At 44.2% G+C, this 18933-nt stretch carries 16 protein-coding genes, 3 pseudogenes and 1 riboswitch; of the genes and pseudogenes, 10 read left to right on the top strand and 9 right to left on the bottom strand.

Going from position 1 to position 18933, the window contains the following annotated elements; genetic code table 11:
* Positions 1–420: 420 nt before the first annotated feature.
* Both GQR42_RS15145 and GQR42_RS15140 read right to left on the bottom strand, forming a co-directional pair.
* Positions 421–846 (bottom strand): annotated as a pseudogene (locus GQR42_RS15145) (RNA-guided endonuclease InsQ/TnpB family protein); the annotation flags it as partial.
* A 219-nt stretch (positions 847–1065) separates the two neighbouring features.
* Positions 1066–1863 (bottom strand): annotated as a pseudogene (locus tag GQR42_RS15140) (RNA-guided endonuclease InsQ/TnpB family protein); the annotation flags it as partial.
* Positions 1864–1997: 134 nt separating this feature from the next.
* Between GQR42_RS15140 and GQR42_RS15135 the strand changes: the two are divergent.
* A pseudogene (locus tag GQR42_RS15135) lies at positions 1998–2111 on the top strand (class II glutamine amidotransferase); the annotation flags it as partial.
* Positions 2112–2192: 81 nt separating this feature from the next.
* Here GQR42_RS15135 and GQR42_RS15130 read toward each other — a convergent pair.
* Positions 2193–2921 (bottom strand): ATP-binding cassette domain-containing protein, encoded by a 729-nt coding sequence (locus tag GQR42_RS15130; protein WP_158200585.1) that lies wholly within the window; start codon positions 2919–2921, stop codon positions 2193–2195.
* Positions 2922–2996: 75 nt separating this feature from the next.
* Here GQR42_RS15130 and GQR42_RS15125 point away from each other — a divergent pair, with 75 nt between their 5' ends.
* Positions 2997–3707, top strand: a complete 711-nt coding sequence (locus GQR42_RS15125) for a Uma2 family endonuclease (RefSeq protein ID WP_158200584.1) — start codon at positions 2997–2999, stop codon at positions 3705–3707.
* A 321-nt stretch (positions 3708–4028) separates the two neighbouring features.
* On the opposite strand, the gene psaC is transcribed toward GQR42_RS15125, so the two are convergent.
* The gene (gene psaC / locus GQR42_RS15120; RefSeq protein ID WP_002764973.1) at positions 4029–4274 is read right to left on the bottom strand and encodes a photosystem I iron-sulfur center protein PsaC; all 246 of its coding nucleotides are present in this window, start codon (positions 4272–4274) and stop codon (positions 4029–4031) included.
* 251 nt (positions 4275–4525) lie between these two features.
* Between psaC and acs the strand changes: the two genes are divergently transcribed.
* The 3 genes from acs to GQR42_RS15105 all read left to right on the top strand — a co-directional run bounded on the left by acs (position 4526) and on the right by GQR42_RS15105 (position 7830).
* Positions 4526–6496: an acetate--CoA ligase gene (acs, locus tag GQR42_RS15115; protein ID WP_158200583.1), complete on the top strand. Its 1971-nt coding sequence runs from the start codon at positions 4526–4528 to the stop codon at positions 6494–6496.
* Between the two features lie 257 nt (positions 6497–6753).
* Positions 6754–7266: a hypothetical protein gene (locus tag GQR42_RS15110; RefSeq protein ID WP_158200582.1), complete on the top strand. Its 513-nt coding sequence runs from the start codon at positions 6754–6756 to the stop codon at positions 7264–7266.
* A gap of 39 nt (positions 7267–7305) precedes the next feature.
* The gene (locus tag GQR42_RS15105; protein WP_158200581.1) at positions 7306–7830 is read left to right on the top strand and encodes a GNAT family N-acetyltransferase; all 525 of its coding nucleotides are present in this window, start codon (positions 7306–7308) and stop codon (positions 7828–7830) included.
* A gap of 127 nt (positions 7831–7957) precedes the next feature.
* On the opposite strand, the gene GQR42_RS15100 is transcribed toward GQR42_RS15105, so the two are convergent.
* The 5 genes from GQR42_RS15100 to rimI all read right to left on the bottom strand — a co-directional run bounded on the left by GQR42_RS15100 (position 7958) and on the right by rimI (position 12448).
* Positions 7958–8464 carry a DUF1269 domain-containing protein gene (locus tag GQR42_RS15100; RefSeq protein ID WP_158200580.1) on the bottom strand — a complete coding sequence of 169 codons (507 nt, stop codon included), beginning with the start codon at positions 8462–8464 and terminating at the stop codon, positions 7958–7960.
* A 97-nt stretch (positions 8465–8561) separates the two neighbouring features.
* Positions 8562–9179 (bottom strand): CP12 domain-containing protein, encoded by a 618-nt coding sequence (locus tag GQR42_RS15095; protein WP_158200579.1) that lies wholly within the window; start codon positions 9177–9179, stop codon positions 8562–8564.
* Between the two features lie 81 nt (positions 9180–9260).
* Complete coding sequence (locus tag GQR42_RS15090; RefSeq protein ID WP_158200578.1) at positions 9261–10526, bottom strand: glycosyltransferase family 39 protein; 1266 nt, start codon at positions 10524–10526, stop codon at positions 9261–9263.
* Between the two features lie 114 nt (positions 10527–10640).
* Positions 10641–11831, bottom strand: a complete 1191-nt coding sequence (locus GQR42_RS15085; protein ID WP_158200577.1) for a glycosyltransferase family 4 protein — start codon at positions 11829–11831, stop codon at positions 10641–10643.
* A 38-nt stretch (positions 11832–11869) separates the two neighbouring features.
* Entirely contained in the window at positions 11870–12448 is a 579-nt protein-coding gene (rimI, locus tag GQR42_RS15080; RefSeq protein WP_158200576.1) for a ribosomal protein S18-alanine N-acetyltransferase, read from the bottom strand.
* Between the two features lie 277 nt (positions 12449–12725).
* Positions 12726–12870, top strand: a riboswitch (cobalamin riboswitch).
* A gap of 402 nt (positions 12871–13272) precedes the next feature.
* Here rimI and metE point away from each other — a divergent pair.
* From metE to GQR42_RS15055, 5 genes are all read left to right on the top strand, one after another.
* Positions 13273–15519 carry a 5-methyltetrahydropteroyltriglutamate--homocysteine S-methyltransferase gene (gene metE, locus GQR42_RS15075; protein ID WP_158200575.1) on the top strand — a complete coding sequence of 749 codons (2247 nt, stop codon included), beginning with the start codon at positions 13273–13275 and terminating at the stop codon, positions 15517–15519.
* 183 nt (positions 15520–15702) lie between these two features.
* Positions 15703–16671, top strand: a complete 969-nt coding sequence (locus GQR42_RS15070) for a PEP-CTERM sorting domain-containing protein (protein ID WP_158200574.1) — start codon at positions 15703–15705, stop codon at positions 16669–16671.
* Positions 16672–16673: 2 nt separating this feature from the next.
* Entirely contained in the window at positions 16674–17141 is a 468-nt protein-coding gene (locus GQR42_RS15065; protein WP_158200573.1) for a hypothetical protein, read from the top strand.
* Positions 17125–17580 (top strand): hypothetical protein, encoded by a 456-nt coding sequence (locus GQR42_RS15060; protein WP_158200572.1) that lies wholly within the window; start codon positions 17125–17127, stop codon positions 17578–17580. Before GQR42_RS15065 ends, GQR42_RS15060 begins: the two co-directional genes overlap by 17 nt.
* 87 nt (positions 17581–17667) lie before the next feature.
* Positions 17668–18921 (top strand): fatty acid desaturase, encoded by a 1254-nt coding sequence (locus tag GQR42_RS15055; RefSeq protein ID WP_233271020.1) that lies wholly within the window; start codon positions 17668–17670, stop codon positions 18919–18921.
* The last annotated feature ends 12 nt before the right edge of the window (positions 18922–18933 follow it).

Raw genomic sequence — 18933 nt, 5'->3', positions numbered from 1 at the left:
TCAGAAGTTGATTTAATTAGGATTTACTGAATAAATCTAAAAACCTTCTGAAAATCGGTAAAACCCCACACCCACCAAGAAACTTTTTCAGTAAACCCTAATTAGCAAGTATCTAAGCACAATTAATTACACATCTAAGCCACTACTCCGTCAGACTTCTGCGGTGGTGAGCAAACAGAGAACTGAAAACTCAAATCCGCTCCCTAATAGCTGTATCCCGTCTCGGAGTCTCGGAGTCTCGGAGTCTCGACTAGGAAATTAATTTTGCACGACTACTTAGTAGTGCCAGATTAATTTCTTAGCTAGGATAGGCAAGAGGCAGCTGGAAAAAATTCTCCTGTCTCCTGTCACGACTGCTGGCAGTAATTGTGCCAGCATCTGATGTTCAAACTCAAGCAACTATGTTTGACGCTCCCCGCTCTAAAGAGATGGGGATTCTTCGTTCATTGAGTCTCCGTTAGCAAGCAGGATTTCTCCAACCAACCAAGAGGGAATCTCTCCCGAAGCGTTTAAAGTTTGCGTGCGCCCCACGCTACTTAATCCCTTTTGCAAGATGTTTAAAGCGGCGTTGATATCTCGACAATCTGTATATCCACAATGAGGACAAACATGGGTTCGAGTAGATAGCGACTTTCGGACTTTTTGTCCACAATTAGAACAATTTTGAGACGTATTATGAGGTGAGACAGCTATAGTTAACTTGCAGTATTTGTCCCCAAAATACTCTAGCCATTGCCTAAAAACAGACCATCCTGCATCGGTTATCGACTTCGCTAAATGACGATTCTTGACCATGCCTTTGATATTTAAGTTGACCTGAGCGATTAAGTCGTTAGACTTAACTAGGGTTTGCAGCAAAAAGTACGGGCGAAGCATTCGGATAGAAAATCTACGGTTTCACCGATAGGTTATTGCCCGAATGCTTCGCCCCTACAGGACGCGGGCCGATGAAGATGCAAGGTTTTGAACCACGATTCTCTCAAAATCTTGCACCTGTTTCGCTCGTAAAGCCCCAAAACCCTTACTTTGCATACATTTCACATTTATTCAGCAAGCCCTAACTAAACGGAGTGCCACACTCTTGACAAACTCTTCTCGTTGCCTACTTACTCTTAAATGTTTCCGAGCAGCTCGCTTTCTAGCTTTGTGATAATTACGAGATTGTTTTTTACCCTTACGGTATTTCTTTGACTTTTTCCTGTTTAATCGGTTTAATTGTTTTTCAGCTTTTCGATAGTAGTTCGGACAATCAATTTGATTACCTTCGCTATCTACTAAGAAAAACTTTAATCCGACATCAATCCCAGTTGCTTTCTGGGAAGGCGTTAAAGGTTTAACCGTGTCTCTGGGGTCTAATTTAAGGCAGAACTGCACATAATAACCATCGGCACGATTAAGGATTCTTACCCGTTTAATCTGTTCTGGTTGATAGTAATTAATATCTCTAGAACCAATCAGTTTAAGAGTGCCAATACCTTTTTTGTCTGTAAAGGTAATATGACGTTTATCTTTTGATAGCTTCCATCCAGATACTTTATACTCAACGGAACGAGAATGTTTTTTAAACTTAGGGTAGCCTTTCTTTCCTTTAACTTTATTTTGGCAATTATCGTAAAACCGAGTAATTGCTCGCAAGGTTCTTTCTACGGCAGTCTGGCAAGCATGGGAGTTTAAATCATCAACAAATTTAAACTCTTTTCTTAATGCTGTGTTGTACCGAAATAACTCTGTTTTGCCAACACCCCGATTATCCATCCAATAACGCAGAACTTTATTCCGAACAAATTGGGTTGTTCGTATTGCCTCATTAATGGCTTCTATCTGATTAGGTTTTGGCTTAACTTTGTATTCTAGTACAAACATTTTGACAATGCTTGACCTACTATCAATATCTTAACACAAAATTCTTTAAGTTGACAATACATATTTATTTAAAGCCGCCCGACCCTACACTAAAGGGCGGGGCTTGTACCCAAATTTTCGGTCAACTTTTAGGCATGAATTGTAATGTCCCCACGGATATCTGTTTTTCCTTCGAGGGATTTTGTGCGCGGGGAGGAAAAACCGACGAACATCGAGACGGTTGGGGAATTGCTTTTTTTGAGGGTTTAGACTGATAATGAAGTTTGGACACCGATTAATGCAGGAGAATTATTAGTTTTTCAGGAGGGCGCAGCAATTTTAAGTTAATCTTACCAGTGGTCACTTTGTCGAGATTTTTCTAAGTCAATTAACTGCGTTTTTAACCCTAACCAATCTAATTGATTGGCGAGGCAATCTGACCTGATTTTTCCCGCTTCTAGATAAATGACTCGCTCGGCAAATTCTTCTAAAAAATCCAGTTGATGATTGACCATAATTATCGTCATTGAACTTTGATTATTTAATACTTCTAATAACCTGCTGGCCGTGCCTGTATCTAGAGCAGAGGTGGGTTCATCTAATAATAGTACGCTTGGTTCTAACAGCAAAGCTCTGGTAATTGCCACTAATTGTCTTTGTCCTAAAGATAATTCTAACTCCCCGCATTCAAACCACTGTTCGGGAATTTTTAATAGGGATGTCCAACGGTCAATTCTCTGATTAATTTCAGCAGGGTTAAGTTTTTTTAATTGCAAAGGATAAGCGAGAGCCTCTCGAACGTTCATTCCTAATAACTTTGACTCTTGTAGCAATAAAACTATCTCTTGTCGCAGGGAAATAACTGGTATTTCCTTAATCGATTTACCTTGAAAATAAATATTTCCCGTGCTGGGTTCTTGCAAACGATTTAACAAGCGCAAAAGAGTCGTTTTTCCAGCCCCAGATGCTCCGACAATAGCTAAATTTTCTCCTTGCTTGACGCTAAAAGTAATATCTTCTAATAGATAAGCACTTCCTCGTCTTACCGCTAAATTAACCTGTTGTAGTTCTAAAATCAAGGTGAGTTTTTTCCTTACTTAGTTTAAAGTTATTATATAATAAAAATAGCCCAATGATTTCGGCAGGTATTCCCCATGGTTAGTCAAGTTAACAAAACTGAGATTATCTATCCTGAGAGCGATGGTAAACCGATGGCAGATAATACTAAACAATTCCACTGGATAGTAACGATTAAGCAGAATCTCGACTGGTTATATATCGATGATCCCCAGGTATTTGTAGCGGGGGATCTGTTGTGGTATCCTGTGGAAGGCCAGCCGAAAATTGCCGCCGCTCCTGATACGATGGTAGTATTTGGCAGACCGAAAGGCGATCGAGGTTCCTACAAACAATGGCAAGAAGATAATCTTGCTCCTCAAGTCGTCTTTGAGATTCTTTCTCCCAGTAATACCTCCATCGAAATGGCCAAAAAATTGCTATTTTATGATCGCTATGGAGTGCAAGAATACTACGTCTATGATCCCGATGATAATAGTCTAGAAGCTTGGCAGCGAATTGGTGACAGTTTAGACAGTGTTAGTGAGGTTAATAATTGGGGGAGTCCCCGTTTAGGCATTCGTTTTGACTTAACCGACGAGTTAAAAATTTATCGTCCTGATGGCACTCAATTTTTGTCCTACAGCGAAATTAATCAACTACTGGAACAGGAAAAGCAGCGGGCAGAAAATGAACGCCAACGGGCAGAAAATGAACGCCAACGGGCAGAACAGGCTAATCAGCAGTTATTAGAAATGGAGGCAAAACTGCAAAAATATCGTCAACTTTTTGGGGAATTACCTAACTAGGGTCTGCTGAATAAATGTGAAATATAGACGAGGTAAGGGGTTTGGGGCCTGTTTGGCGAAGCAGGTGCAAGATTTTAAAGCTAGTGGCTCAAAAACCTGGCATCTTGATCGGCGATTGCGTCCTGTAGGGGCGAAGCATTCGGGCAATAACTTATCGGTGAAACCGTAGATTTTCTATCCGAATGCTTCGCCCGTACTTTTTCAGCCAGCCCTAACTAAAATCTTCACTAGCGAAGGGAGTATAACAAAAAAAGAGGACAGGTTAGTCCTCTTAACAAGATTAGTTTTCGCTAAATATTAAACACAGAATGATTGCCAGGCCTAGTAGGCTAGACCCATACTGCGGGTGGTTTCTGCTCCGAGATAAACCCGAATACTTAGGAAATCCGTCGGACAAGCCGTTTCGCAACGTTTACAACCAACACAGTCTTCAGTGCGGGGGGAGGAGGCAATCTGGGCAGCTTTACAGCCATCCCAGGGAACCATTTCCAGCACGTCGAGGGGACAAGCCCGAACGCATTGGGTGCAACCGATACAGGTATCGTAAATTTTAACGCTATGAGACATTGAATTATGACTCCTTACCGAGTGTTCTCCATGTTAAATTTCGGGTTTATCGGTTAGTTTACCTTACAGCGATCTGTTCATCGCTCGATCGGTGACATAACTTTAAACTCTGTAACACTTGGGTCTAAATGGCGATCGCTAGTCGCATCTCGGCTAATCCTAAAATAGCCTTAAAGAATTGCTTGCCGGGGTTACGGGGGGAACCGAAAAAGGTAATCTGGATCGCAAGATAATTTATTTCGTTTGCCAGTATGACAGAAATAGCGATCGAATCAATCCTACAGGAAAATCGGCTGTTTCCTCCCAGTGCCGAATTTGCTCAGAATGCCACCATTAAAAGCCTTGAAGAATACCAGCAACTCTACGCCAAAGCCAAGGCTGATCCCCCGGCTTTTTGGGCCCAATTAGCCGAAAAAGAACTACATTGGTTTGAAAAATGGTCAGAGGTTCTTGACTGGCAGCCCCCCTTTGCTAAATGGTTCGTCAACGGCAAGATTAATATTTGTTACAACTGTATTGACAGACATCTCACGACATGGAGACGCAATAAAGCTGCCATTATCTGGGAAGGAGAACCGGGAGACAGTCGCACCATTACCTACGAACAGCTACACCGAGAAGTCTGTCAATTTGCCAACGCTTTAAAGGAATTAGGCGTAAAAAAAGGCGATGTGGTCGGAATTTATATGCCGATGATTCCCGAAGCAGCGATCGCCATGTTAGCCTGTGCCAGAATTGGCGCGCCCCACAGTGTAGTTTTTGGGGGATTTAGTGCCGATGCTTTGCGCGATCGTCTTAATGATGCGGCCGCTAAGGTGGTAATCACTGCCGATGGGGGGTTCCGCAAGGATAAAGTAGTTGCCCTCAAGGAACAGGTAGATCTGGCTCTAGCCGATAATAGCGCCCCCAGTGTGGAAAAAGTTCTCGTTGTCCAGCGCAGCAAGGAACCCATCAATATGGTTGCCGATCGCGATTACTGGTGGCATGATCTACAAAAACAGGTATCTGCTAACTGTCCGGCCGAACCCATGGATAGCGAAGATATGTTATTTATCCTCTATACCAGTGGTTCCACCGGCAAACCGAAAGGAGTCGTCCACACCACCGGTGGTTATAATCTCTATACCCATATCACCAGCAAATGGATTTTTGACCTGAAAGATACCGATGTTTACTGGTGTACTGCCGATGTGGGTTGGATTACCGGCCATAGTTATATCGTTTACGGACCGCTTTCCAATGGTGCAACGACGGTAATGTATGAAGGGGTTCCCCGTCCCTCTAATTTAGGCTGTTTTTGGGATGTAATCGAGAAATATCGGGTTAATATCTTTTATACTGCCCCCACTGCTATCCGCGCTTTTATCAAAATGGGTGAAGATATCCCCAATAGCCGGGATTTATCCTCTTTGCGCTTACTGGGAACCGTGGGAGAACCGATTAACCCGGAAGCGTGGATGTGGTATCACCGGGTTATCGGTAAGGAAAAATGTCCGATTGTCGATACTTGGTGGCAAACGGAAACCGGGGGAATTATGATTACTCCCTTACCCGGGGCAATTGCCACCAAACCGGGGTCAGCAACCCTACCTTTTCCCGGTATTATCGCCGCAGTGGTGGACCTAGAGGGCAATCCCACCCAAGCGAATGAGGGGGGTTATCTGGTGGTGAAATATCCCTGGCCCGGTATGATGCGAACAGTCTATAAAAATCCCGAGCGCTTCCGCAATACCTACTGGGAACAGATCGCCCCCAAAGATGGCCAATATCTCTATTTTGCTGGGGATGGTAGTCGTCAGGACGAAGACGGTTATTTCTGGGTAATGGGGCGCGTCGATGACGTGATTAACGTTTCTGGCCACCGTTTAGGGACAATGGAGATCGAATCAGCTTTAGTATCTCATCCCGCGGTAGCAGAGGCGGCTGTGGTGGGACGACCGGATGAAATTAAGGGGGAAGAGGTCTATGCTTTTGTGACTCTCGAGGGGCATTATGAAGCGAGTCAGGAGTTAGCGCAAGCATTAAAGGATCACGTTGTCAAGGAAATTGGCATTATTGCTCGACCGGGAGAAATCCGTTTTACCGATGTACTGCCAAAAACGCGATCGGGTAAAATTATGCGTCGTCTCTTGCGAACTTTAGCATCAGGTCAAGAGATTTCCGGTGATACTTCTACTCTAGAAGATCGATCGGTTCTGGATAAATTACGGCAAGGTGCGTAATTTAATTGCTGGTTTTTCCTAGTAGTTAGGGTGAGGAATAAGAGTTAATCTTATCCCACTCTAACGGGAGTGATGATCGGTGAACATATTTGCTCAAGCAGCAAAGCTATAGCTAATAATAAATCCTGTTTAAAAGGTATAGGGGAAGTGGGAAGTGGGAAAAAACAATCCATAACTTGGGAGTTAATCACACGATTTAAAACGGATTTGGTATAATGATAAAAATAATACCAAGGGAAATGATAGGAGTTTAATCAATGACCATCACCACTACTACCGATAATGATTTAAAAAGACTAGAAGATTTAATCCTCAATGGACAGAAGATAATCGAACATCGATTCAACGAAATCGACAATCGACTCACTACCATGGACAATCGACTCACTACCATGGAAACTCGACTCACTACCATGGAAACTCGACTCACTACCGTGGAAACTCGACTCACTACCATGGACAATCGACTGACTACCGTGGAAACTCGACTGATTGAGGTGGACAATCGATTGAAGGTGATTGAGAATGGACAAGCGGAAATGAAAGCTGATGTCAAAACTATTCAAAAAGATACTACCGATTTAAAGATTGAACTGACGGAAGTTAAAGGTGATATTAAAACTCTTGATAGTAAATTTGATGACATGAATAAACGCTTAGAGAAAGTCGAAGGAACCCAAAAGAATCAAATTTGGACATTGATAACTGTCTTAAGTGGTTCCTTACTAGCTGTGGGATTTAGAAGCTTTTTTATCGACAATAATCCCTAATCTCAGCCAGAGAATTGCTATAATTTGCTCACAAAAACAATGAAAAGCGAGCGCCTAATTCTCCGTCCTTGGCAACTACCCGCAGACAAAGAGTCTTTTTTTCAGATCTATCAAAATTACGAAGTCACTTATTTTTTACCGAGAATTCGTCAGTTAGCCACGGATATTGAGAGTTTAAATGCCCATTTTTCCGAAAGATTAGCAACTGTTCGTAATCAGGGTAATGGCAGCGATTGGTGGGCAATGATCGATCGAAAAAATAATCAGATTATCGGTTCGATAATTTTACAGAATTTACCCGATAACTACGGTTATCCTACCCCAGATAGCGAAATTGGTTGGCATTTACGACGCGATTATTGGGGACAAGGATACATAACCGAAGCGGCTAAAGTTATTCTAGAATACGGCTTAATCACCTTACAATTGCCGATTATCTACGCGGTGGTTAATCCCGATAATTATCGCTCAATTCGTGTCACCGAAAGATTAGGAATGCAATCAATGGGATTAACGAATAAATACTACGACACTGAAGCACTTTTATTCTCGATCGAAGCTTAAAGTTCATTAATAATTATTGATTGTTTTTTATTTTATAACTATTGTGGTGGTCATGCTAAACCCATTTTTGCTCAAAAAGCAAAAAGGGAAATATATTCCCTTTTTCTGGCTTTTATGGACCCATATCCTAAACCGCTTCGGGTTTAACACCTCTTTGGTCGAGAACTTTCTGTAATTCAGCTTCGTCGGTTTTGGTCAAAGAAGTGCGTAACACTTTACCTCCGTAGGGGGCCACTTCATCGAGGACCTTATCGGGGGTAACTTTTTGGACGAGAACAAAGAGAGCAGAGGTACTGGGCTGCATGGTTTCTCCCAATTCCCGCATAAAATTGTCATCCACACCGATATCACTTAAAGCACCTCCCAAAGCGCCACCAGCAGCACCGAGGACAGCCCCTAATAAAGGGGATAAAAAGAGCATTCCGATTAATAATCCCCAGAAACTGCCACTTGCCGCTCCTGCTGCCGTTAAATTGACCGCTTGCTTGAGTTTAATCTCGCCATCTTTGTTTTTAACCACTACGGCTGCATCTTCTAACTCGATCAGATGTTCCCGTTGCAGTTTAGCCAAAGTTAAACGAACTTCTTCCGCTTTAAATTCGTCCTCATAGGCGATGACAAATAGATCAGCCATAGTTTTTCCTCGATTATTAGCAAATAAAACCTTTATACACTACTTTTGCCGGATTAAAAAGTTTGAGGTATCGGAGAATACCGAAAACCGATGGAGATTAGGTGTCATAAATACGCGCTTCAAAAGCATCGGGATTTTCTTGACAGTATTCCTCAAAATAGGTTTTTTCCGGTTTTTTAGCGCGTTGGTGTGCCAATTCTGCCTGTAATTCCTCAACAATATCCCAAGCTGCGGCACAATCGGGAGAATTTCCTCCTTTTTCAGCACACACTGCCCGGGCAATATCTCTCGCTTTGATAATCTCCGCTTCTAAATCAAGACTGCGGGGCTTTTCGACGGCGTTACCTTTATGGAGGATGTCACTAACAGAGATAACACCGAGCAAATCACCTTTAATTACCGGTGCGAAACGAATACCAGTATTAGCAAATAAGCGGGCCACATATTCAACCCCGAGGTCGGGATTAATCACGATGCAGGGTTTGCTCATCACTTCGTAGACGCGCACCTTGTGCGGATCTTGACCGAAAGCGACGACTTTATAGACAATATCCGTTTCAGTGATAATTCCGTAAGCATCTTCATCGTGACGGCGATCGACAATGAGAGTTCTAATGTTCTTTTCTCTCATCAATTGTACCGCTTTGGCGACGGTTTCCGAACCTTTAATCTTGGCCACCTCCGTGGTCATAATTTCAGCTGCTTTCATAGTCATATTTGGAGAAGTTAAGTTGTGCCTTTGTTATTTTAGGGTATATCCTTGTCAAAAATACAAGAATCTCATCTAGCCAGATTTCTAGTTCCAAGGACGTAAAAAATAAGAAACTAACATCAAACAGCCGACAATATTGCCCAGCAATAAGCGAGCTACCTTGAAATAGTTATCTTTGGTATAATACTGGGCTAACAGGATCAAGAAGGGAATAGCTGTAGCTGTATAGCGAGTCGAATAATAATGGGTAATTTTAAAAGCTGTAGCGGCAACTACGATCACGGCAACATTTAAAAACAGAAATTTACTATCTCTCTTGTGATCTCGGCAATTGTTGAGGCTGGCAATCAGAAAAAGAATTCCAAAGGCAAGTAAACAGGAGGAAGCTAAATAGAAAAAGAAACTTAGCAAAGTAGGATCAGGAATAATTTTCTTGAAAACGTGGTAGGCCGGACGAATAGAAAGGATTTTAAAGAGAGCGTTGCCCAGGCAGCTGCTGACCAAGACAGATATTATTATCACCTTATTCAAACTGAACCATTTGGGAGCGAGGATAAATAATAAAAGACCGGTGTAGGCAAAGGAAAGAAATCCGTTAACCAGAGAATATCCAGAAGATAATGAACTTTGGCCGGGGGGAACTAATCCACCCCACACGCTAAAAACAATAGCGGGGAAAATTCCAGAAGTTAACCAGCATAATAGTAAAGGTTGCCAAGATTTTTTTGAGGAACTAATTGTTAGTATTGGCAAGATAAACACTAAAATGAGAAAAGTTTGTCTGCCTAGGATTGCTATCCCTAAACATAATCCGCTCAGAGCCGCTATTCCTAAGCTCATTTGCTGGTTATCTTCAATTTTTTCTAGAGCTATAAATATCAAGAAAACTGCTAAGGTTGCCAAGAGCATAGCAGGGATTTCCGTGAGAGCCATGCCCGTAATCACCCAAATCATCGGTAAGCCCATAATTGCCAAACTAGAGACTATTGACCGGGGAATTTTGAAAATTTTTTTCAGGGTTAAACTGAGGACTAAAATTAACAGTAATAAAAGAAGAATATTAACCAATCTAATGGCAGGGGCTTGCAAATTGGTCCAGGGCTGAAAGATATAATGAATTATCGGGTATAGTGGACCTGGGGCTGATTGTCCTGTGCCGCGTAAGAATCGATAGGATAAACCGTATTGATTTAATAAATCTACTAACGGGAAGTGATAAACTTCATCATAAACGAGAGCATGGGGAGAAAGAAGTACACAGGTCAATAAAACCACAAAACCGATGAAATTGACCAGGACACTTGCTAGTTGAGCGGGATTAAAATCCTTAGTCATTTTCAGCATATTCATAATTTTGTGTCGAGGAAATTATTTTCCTAAGATTATGCTCTAGTTCATTGGGTTTGTCCAGAAGAAAATCGGGACGGCTTCAGGATGGCTGACGGCTAAAAAACCGCTCCCTGATTAACGCCATTCTACCAATTGTCGTTCTTGGACAACCAAACCATATACTGTCTCGGTTTGACGGGCTAAATTCGCCCAATGAAAGCGTTTTTCTAGGTCTTCGTAGGCGTTATTAACTAATTCTTGGGCGTATTCAGGATGATTTAAAACCTCCAAAATGCCCCAAGCGAGGGAATCAGGATTATTGACCCGGGTGACAATTCCCGTTTGGCCATGACGGACAACTTCGGGAAAACCGCAGGTATCGGAAACTACCACGGGAACCCTAGCGGCGAAACTTTCCAGGGCGACAATACCAAAAGGTTCGTAAAGACTGGGAAAAACGGCACAATCGGCCACGATTTGGAAGCGATCGAGGTTTTCATCGGACATGAAGCCCGTAAAATAACAATGATGCCAGATACCGAGATGCCAGGCCTGTTGTTTGAGTTTGTCGGTATTGCCGCCACCGATAATGACAAATTTAGTTTTAGCCCCAGTCTGAGCGAGGACTTTTGGGGCAGCGTTGAGTAACACCGAAACCCCCTTTTCAAAGGTCATGCGCCCGACGTAATAGACGATTTTTTCGTGATCTTCGGCATATTGACGACGAAAAGCTCGGTAATCAAAGTTAGGGTCTCTTTGCTTTTTCTCGGCCCGAATACCGTTATAAACCACATCGATTTTATCCCAGGGTGCGCCCAAAGCTCGATGGACTTCATGACGCATATAGCCGGTACAGACGATAACGCGCCAAGCATTATAGACGAGGGTTCCCTCTTTGCTGCCGATATAGCGTTGGGTGTCGGTGTGCAGTCCGTTATAACGTCCGTATTCCGTGGCGTGAATAGTGGCAATCAAGGGTATTTTAAAGAGATGTTTCATGGCGATGGCTGCATCTCCTACTAACCAATCGTGGGCATGAACAAGGTCAAATTTTCCGTATTCGGCGATTAGTTTGCCGCCCTGTTGCCCCATGCTGTTATTCATGTTGACCACCCAATGGAAAAAGTCATTGCCGGGGGGTACGGGGACGCGGTGGATGTGAATACCTTCCACCAGTTCGTAACTGGGGGCCTGACCGAATTCGATCGTGATTAAATGGACTTCATGACCGAGTTTGACGATTTCGGGATAGAGTTCGGCGACATGACGGGCGATACCGCCCACTAATCGCGGTGGAAATTCCCACGCTAACACTAAAATCCTCATTTTTCCCTAACCTCGACCTGATTTAAGCTGGTAAGTAATCATTGCATCCCCATGGTATCTATTTTGGCTCTGGTTTCTTCCTCTAATTGCCACTCTCCCCGCGCCAGTCTTGAGAGGATCTCTTGTCGCCACTTGTTTAATTGTTCCCGAAAAGCGGCCGTTTGTAGATCGTTGCGCCAGAAAATTAGGGCCGATTCGCCAGTTTGCGGATAATAATTTTTCCGCTCTCCAGCGATGCGGAAGCCAAAATGCTCGTAGAGTGCGATCGCTGAATGGTTCGATCCCCTCACCTCTAGCGTAGCCCTTTCCAGTTGTCTTTGTACAGCCTTCTCAAGCAGTTTGTAGAGAAGCAGTTTTCCTAATCCTTGTCTTTGATAGTCGGGATAAATTGCCAGAAGGGTAATATGCGCTTCTTCGAGAATTGCCCAAAAACAAGCCAATCCGATGATGGTTTCCGGATTGCTGGGTAGGGAGAGAATTAATAATTCACTGTTGGGGTTGTTTAATTCCCGTTCATAACCAGATAGGGTCCAAATACCGCCGAGACTGGTGCGATCGAGGGCTACCATGGCGGCAAGATGTGGGGATTTTGGGGTTTTAATCTGGATTTTTGGCATTTATCGGGGTTCTGTCGCAAATTTTTTTTTCAGAGCTGAGAAACTTGTGTTAAGCTAACTTTTAGCCGGCGATTCCGAAGAGGGATTCTACAAATTTTTTCTGCTCTAACCCCTGCCTTTTTCTAACTCCCTCTACTTGACCTTTATTAATTATCGTCTGGATGAGTTCGGGTTGTTCGATTCGGGGTTTCCATTATACTACAGGAAGCTTTCCCTTTTTGCGACAGAACCCCTTTTCTTATCCCGAACTGAGGATGTCAAAACACCCTTATTGTGTTATCATTAGGTTCAAGTCGGTTTTGATGGGGAGCAGCCATCAAACGCAAGGGGGAAAGTGCAGTGCGAATCTGCCGCTGTCCCGCAGCTGTAAGGAGAGGCGCAACTCTCTGAGTCAGAATGCCCGCCGATTAGTAAACCCGTTACATAAACATCTGCGAGGTAAAGATGATGAAGACTTCAAGCTTTTGCAATTTTCTGCGAGATGCTGCGCAATCAGCTGTTCGTTGGAATATTAAGGTTGTAGCGTTCTGAGTTGACGATTTGAGTTGAACGCGAGGTTGAGATTTAGCAAAGCTACCTGAGAAGGTGGCTAGTGTTTGCGCTGGTAATTACAGATGACACCTTCGCTATCCCTAACTATGGTCTGCTTCCCTACCGGGGGCGTTGTCAGATCAGAATAGGAAAGATGCAATGCAATCCTTGCTATCAAAGTAATTTGAGTTCCCAGCTGATTCGGATCATCTTTCAATTTGACAACGCCCTGCTTCCCTACCGGGAGACAGTCGCTTTTACCTGTTTTTCACAGAATTTGGAACGCTACAGCTATGACTATTCAAACTACAACATTGGGGTATCCCCGCATTGGTAAAAATCGTGAGGTTAAAAAGGCATTAGAAGCCTTCTGGAGCGGTAAATCTGATACAGAAACCTTGCTACAAACGGTTCGAGAGGTGGAATTTGCGAACTGGAAAACACAACTCGAAGCTGGGATCGATCGTATTGGAATCGGTGACACGACGCTTTATGACCATGTTTTGGATTGGAGTGTTCGTTTGGGGCTAATACCCGATCGCTTTCGTCATCTATCGGGACTCGACCAATATTTTGCAATGGCACGCGGCAAAGATGGCATTCCAGCGCTGGAGATGACCAAATGGTTTGATACCAACTATCACTATTTGGTACCCGAAATTGCGGCGGATGTAGAGCCAGAGGCAAACTTCGCAGATTTTTTAGCAACGGTGCAGCGATCGCAAGCCCTCCTGGGTGAGCAAGCCGTGGCGATCATCCTCAGTCCTGTCACCCTATTGGGTTTAAGCCGTTTAGAAGGTGATCTGGCAACACATCTCGAAAAACTATTGCCGCTTTATAGTGATTTGTTCGCTCAACTCAAAGCACTGGGCATCACAGAAGTGCAGTTACATGAACCGATTCTCGTCACCAGCAGTGCAGCGGATCTGAGAGAAGCGATTGCAACTACCTACAGCCAGCTTGCCGAAATGGGTGTACCGATTCACCTCGTCACCTATTTTGATGATCTGGGAGTGACTTATCCCTGGGTGATGGAAATGCCCGTTGCTGGCATCAGTTTAGACTTCACCCGTGGACGCAACTTAGAGTTATTGCAACAGCACGGATTCCCAGCAGATAAACAATTGGGAGTGGGGATTGTGGATGCGCGAAATATCTGGAAAGTTCGCCCTGAATCAGTGTTATCAACACTAGAAACCCTTCACAGCATTACGCCAAATATTCGGTTGCATCCCTCATCATCCCTGCAATTTGTTCCCTATGATGCAATGCGCGAAACGAAATTGCCGGAACCCCTGCGAAATGTGTTGAGTTTCGCGGAACAGAAACTAGAAGAGGTTGTGATTCTGGCACAGACATTGGCGGTCGATGATCCGGGAGATCGATTAGCAGTAGTGCAAACGCAGTGGCAAACCTTTGAGCAGTTCAGCCCTGTAAATCCTGGTACGCAGGCTGCGCTCAAAAATTTGACGACGAATGACTTTCAGCGATCGCTCTCCTATTCTCTACGCTTAGACAAACAGATTCCCTTACCTGCTCTCCCTACCACCACGATTGGTTCCTTTCCCCAAACCTCCGAAGTACGGCAGCTACGGGTGAAATATAAGCGAGGAGAACTGACAGAAGCAGAATATCAGACAGCGATCGACGCTGCGATTGCTGAGTGCATCAAACTTCAGGAAGACATCGGCATTGATGTGCTGGTGCATGGCGAATTTGAGCGCACGGATATGGTGGAATATTTTGGTCAGCAACTGGCTGGGTTTGCCTTTACCGAACAGGGTTGGGTGCAAAGCTATGGCAGTCGCTATGTACGTCCCCCGATTATTTATAGTGATGTAGCGCGTCCTCAACCTATGACTGTGCGAGAGTTTCAGGTGGCGCAGGCATTGACTGAAAAACCTGTAAAAGGAATGCTCACAGGTCCTATCACCATCCTCAACTGGTCATTTCCGCGTAGTGATATTTCTCGTCAGGAACAGGCATTCCAGATTGCGCTGGCGTTACGCGAGGAAGTTGCCGATTTAGAAGCCGCAGGCGCACAGGTGATCCAAGTGGATGAACCCGCTTTACGGGAAGGCTTACCGCTGAAACTGGAACGCTGGAATCAGTACCTATCTTGGGCGGTAGATGCGTTTCGACTGGCAACGGCGATCGCTCAACCCCATACGCAAGTTCACACCCACATGTGCTATTGCGAGTTTGGCGACATCATCAAAGACATTGAGCGTCTGGATGCCGATGTGATTTCGATCGAAAACAGCCGCAGTAACAATCGCACCTTACAAGAGGTCACGGAGGCAGGCTATTCCCATCAAATTGGCAATGGCGTGTATGACATTCACAGTCCAGTAGTGCCAACGACTGAACAACTGGTGCAGCAATTGCAAGCAGGCATCCTGAATTTACCGTTGAGACAAATCTGGGTAAATCCAGACTGCGGATTAAAAACACGCCGCTGGGAGGAAGTGATTCCATCGCTGAAAAACATGGTAGAGGCAACTCATCGGTTACGTCAGGAAATATCACCTAAACCATAACGACAACTAGGTAGGGAGGCACAATTATTTGTGGGATGGGTTAGCGCTCTTCGTAACCCATGTGTGGGTTGGGTTTCATACTTCAATCCAACCTACGTTCATCTTATATTTAATTCCACCCACCTACTTACCATTGCACCATCTGAAACACAACTGTAATCAAAACAAACAGGAAAACCAATCATGTATAAGTTCAAAACCCTCTGGCAAGCGACCCTGACGGCGACATTCACGTTCACTCTTGCGAGCGGTAACGCATTGGGTGGGACGTTTTCTGGCTTCGCCTTCGACCCAGGTAAAATCGATTCAGGAATTCCTGGATTTGTTGGACCTGACGGTTTAGGTGTCATTTCACCGAATAACACCGTTAATCCGATTTTTAAAGGATGGGCAACAGGATTTACTAATTATTTACCCGCTCCTGGTGTTTTACCCCAATGGCAAACCCCAGAAAGAACATTAGGACAAGTGACAGGGACTTTTGATGGTATTGCCTCTTTAGGAGAATTAACGGCTCAACAAATCACGGACGGAGTATCCCCGGGGCAAATTACCTTAACCTTTGATTCTGCAATTATTGATGGCGATGGCGCAGATTTTGCTGTCTTTGAAAATGGATTTGGCTTCGATGAAACGGGCAGTTTATTTGCAGAATTAGCTTATGTAGAAGTTTCTACTAATGGGATAGATTTTGTTCGCTTTCCTAGGGTTTCTTTAACCCAAGATTCTATTGCCCCTGAAGGACGAATTGATCCCACACCGGTTGATAATTTGGCAGGAAAGCACGTTAATAATGGCGTAGTTTTTGCAGGTAATTCCTTTGTGCGGAGTTCTTGGGGAACACCTTTCGATTTAAGCGTTTTAAAAGATCTTCCCCTGGTTCAATCTGGCGTTGTTAATCTTAATAGCATTAACTTTGTTCGCATTGTTGATATTCCGGGTAATGGCACATTTTTAGATTCAGAAAACCGACCCATTTATGACCCTTGGCAAACCCCTATTCCCGGATCTGGCGGCTTTGATCTGGAGGCAGTGGGTGTCATTCATTCTCAGTCGGTTCCTGAACCCACCAGTATAGTGGCGATCGCTCTTGCTGGTGTACTGGGGGCTAGTCTCCGTCGGTCTGTCAATCGTGCAAAATCGTCAAGGTAGGTATGATGCGACCACACGATAGTCTCTGGCAAGGTTATTTTGGCTACTGGCAAAATCTGTTCATTCGGGAAAATCTGTTACCTCTGGGACACGCTGCCTGGCAGGGGTTTATCACTCAAGGGCGGGGCATGGTGGTATGCGATGTGACGCTCGTCGAGGATGAATCTGTGGATTGGAACAGTGACATCGTGGACTATACAGTTCGGTTTGTTTCCCTGTCCAGTGTTTCAGCCTATTTACAGACTTTCAGCCTAGAGGCAACTTTAATTGAACGGCTAATTGATACGGTTCAATCCTACAACCCTGCCCAGTCAATCCTGTTGTTAATTAATGAAAACGGACGGGCAGATATTAATCTATTGCAAAACCTCAAAGTTTCTCCAATGAATTGTTACCAACAGGTGCAACGGCGTTGGGTAGAGTTCCAACTTGATCAAGCCCCCGGAGATTTGTATGAACAAAGACTCTGATTTGATGGACTGGCAGCAAGAATTTATTGCCACGAATTTGTTGGCGATCGGTTATAACGCCTGGACAGGTTACTTAGGCGGTGAGCGGGGTGCGATCATTTGCAGCACCAATTCTCCAGCGGTTGGCGTTGCGGGGGAATCGTTCCGCACCTACTTTGTTCGGCGATCGCGTCTCGCTGCTTTCTTGAATGCCTGGTTAGCGGCTCCCGATACGGTGATTCTGCGCCACCATTTTATGAATGCTCACATTCTGGAAGCTGTAGATTCTTACAATCCAACGACTGAATTGGTCTTCCTGCTGGAGTCGTTTAACCAGGTGACGTTCTTTTACCTGAAAAATTTGCCGATCACGCCACCCCAATGCTACGAGCAAGTTTGTAAGACCTGGGAGGAATTTCAGCCAGCCGTTTGTTCATTGCAGCGGGAGGTTGTGCAGTAACCCTAAGGGGCGATCGCGTAGCATCTTGAAACGAGAATCGCCCGGCCATCCCCTCATCCCGACGTATCCCTGAACTGAAACCTAATTATGCTCAAATACTACCTGAATCGCACTGGACAGATCCCAGCAGCGATTCATCCATTTGAAAAACATGAATTTGCCCGTCAACTAATACCACTAGATATGATCAAAAAAACTGACTTTGTTTTGACTCCATATATCAAAAGTAGCAACCTGCGGGCAACTTACCAAATTCTCAATACCGTTGTACCTTATGTTCTTTTATGGATTTTAGCTGTGAAAGCAGCATCAATTTCCCTATGGCTTCTACCCCCTATCATTGCGCTGTTAATTCTCTTTTCACTTCGCTGTTTTTCTTTGATGCATGATTGCGGACACTCTTCTCTCTTTCGGTCAAAACGAGTGAATCGAATCGTTGGGTTCCTGCTGGGTGTGATCAATGCGATTCCCCAATATGGGTGGTCAAGAGATCATGCCTACCATCACAAAACCAATGGTGACTGGGAGCGATATCGGGGCGTTGCAGATTTCTTATCTACCGAGGAGTTTTTTAAGCTCGAACCGTTCAATCAAAGACTGTATGAAGTCCTGCGACATCCATTGATGGGTATTCCTGGCGGTTTTTTCTATCTTGTCATCAAGCCCAGGCTAGTTTTAATCATGGGAGTTTATGATTTTATCCATCATCTATTCATTGATCTGAAGCAGGGTTCGGAGTTGAATTTAGCGCAAAGAATATCTGCCCATCAATCAAAACACTGGCAATCGGCTACTGAGTTTTGGGATCTCCTGCTTAACAACATTTGTGTTATCGGTAGCTGGATCTTTCTGAGCCATTTGTGGGGCTTTGGGCTGTTTTGGAGTATTTACTCCATTACGATCAGTTGTTCTGCAACGATTTTCATCTGGGTCTTTTTTGTCCAACACATTTTTGAGGGGGCGTATGCTCACAAAACAGAAGACTGGAACTATTTTTTGGGAGCGGTTAAGGGCAGCAGTTATCTAGAATTAGCAGCTACTCTCAGATGGGTTACCGCAGACATCGGCTATCACACGATTCACCATCTCTCCGAAAGAATTCCAAATTACCATCTTGCCGCTTGTCATCGTCAAAATAGTCATCTGCTCTCGGATGTCAAGACACTGCGAATTGGAGACCTGCTCGACTGCTCCCAATTCCTGCTGTGGGATGCAGACTCGAACCGTTTAGTTTCGATCGCATCCTTTCGTCAAGCGACCGAGGTAATGGTAAACCCAACCTCTGTTTGTAAAAACGGAGGGGAAATAGATAATGCAACAGTCAAAAGTATTAAAGGTTGAGGTTTAGTCTAG

Source organism: Microcystis aeruginosa FD4, from assembly GCF_009792235.1.
GTDB classification, from domain to species: Bacteria; Cyanobacteriota; Cyanobacteriia; order Cyanobacteriales; family Microcystaceae; genus Microcystis; species Microcystis viridis.
This window is presented reverse-complemented; position numbering and strand designations above follow the sequence as displayed.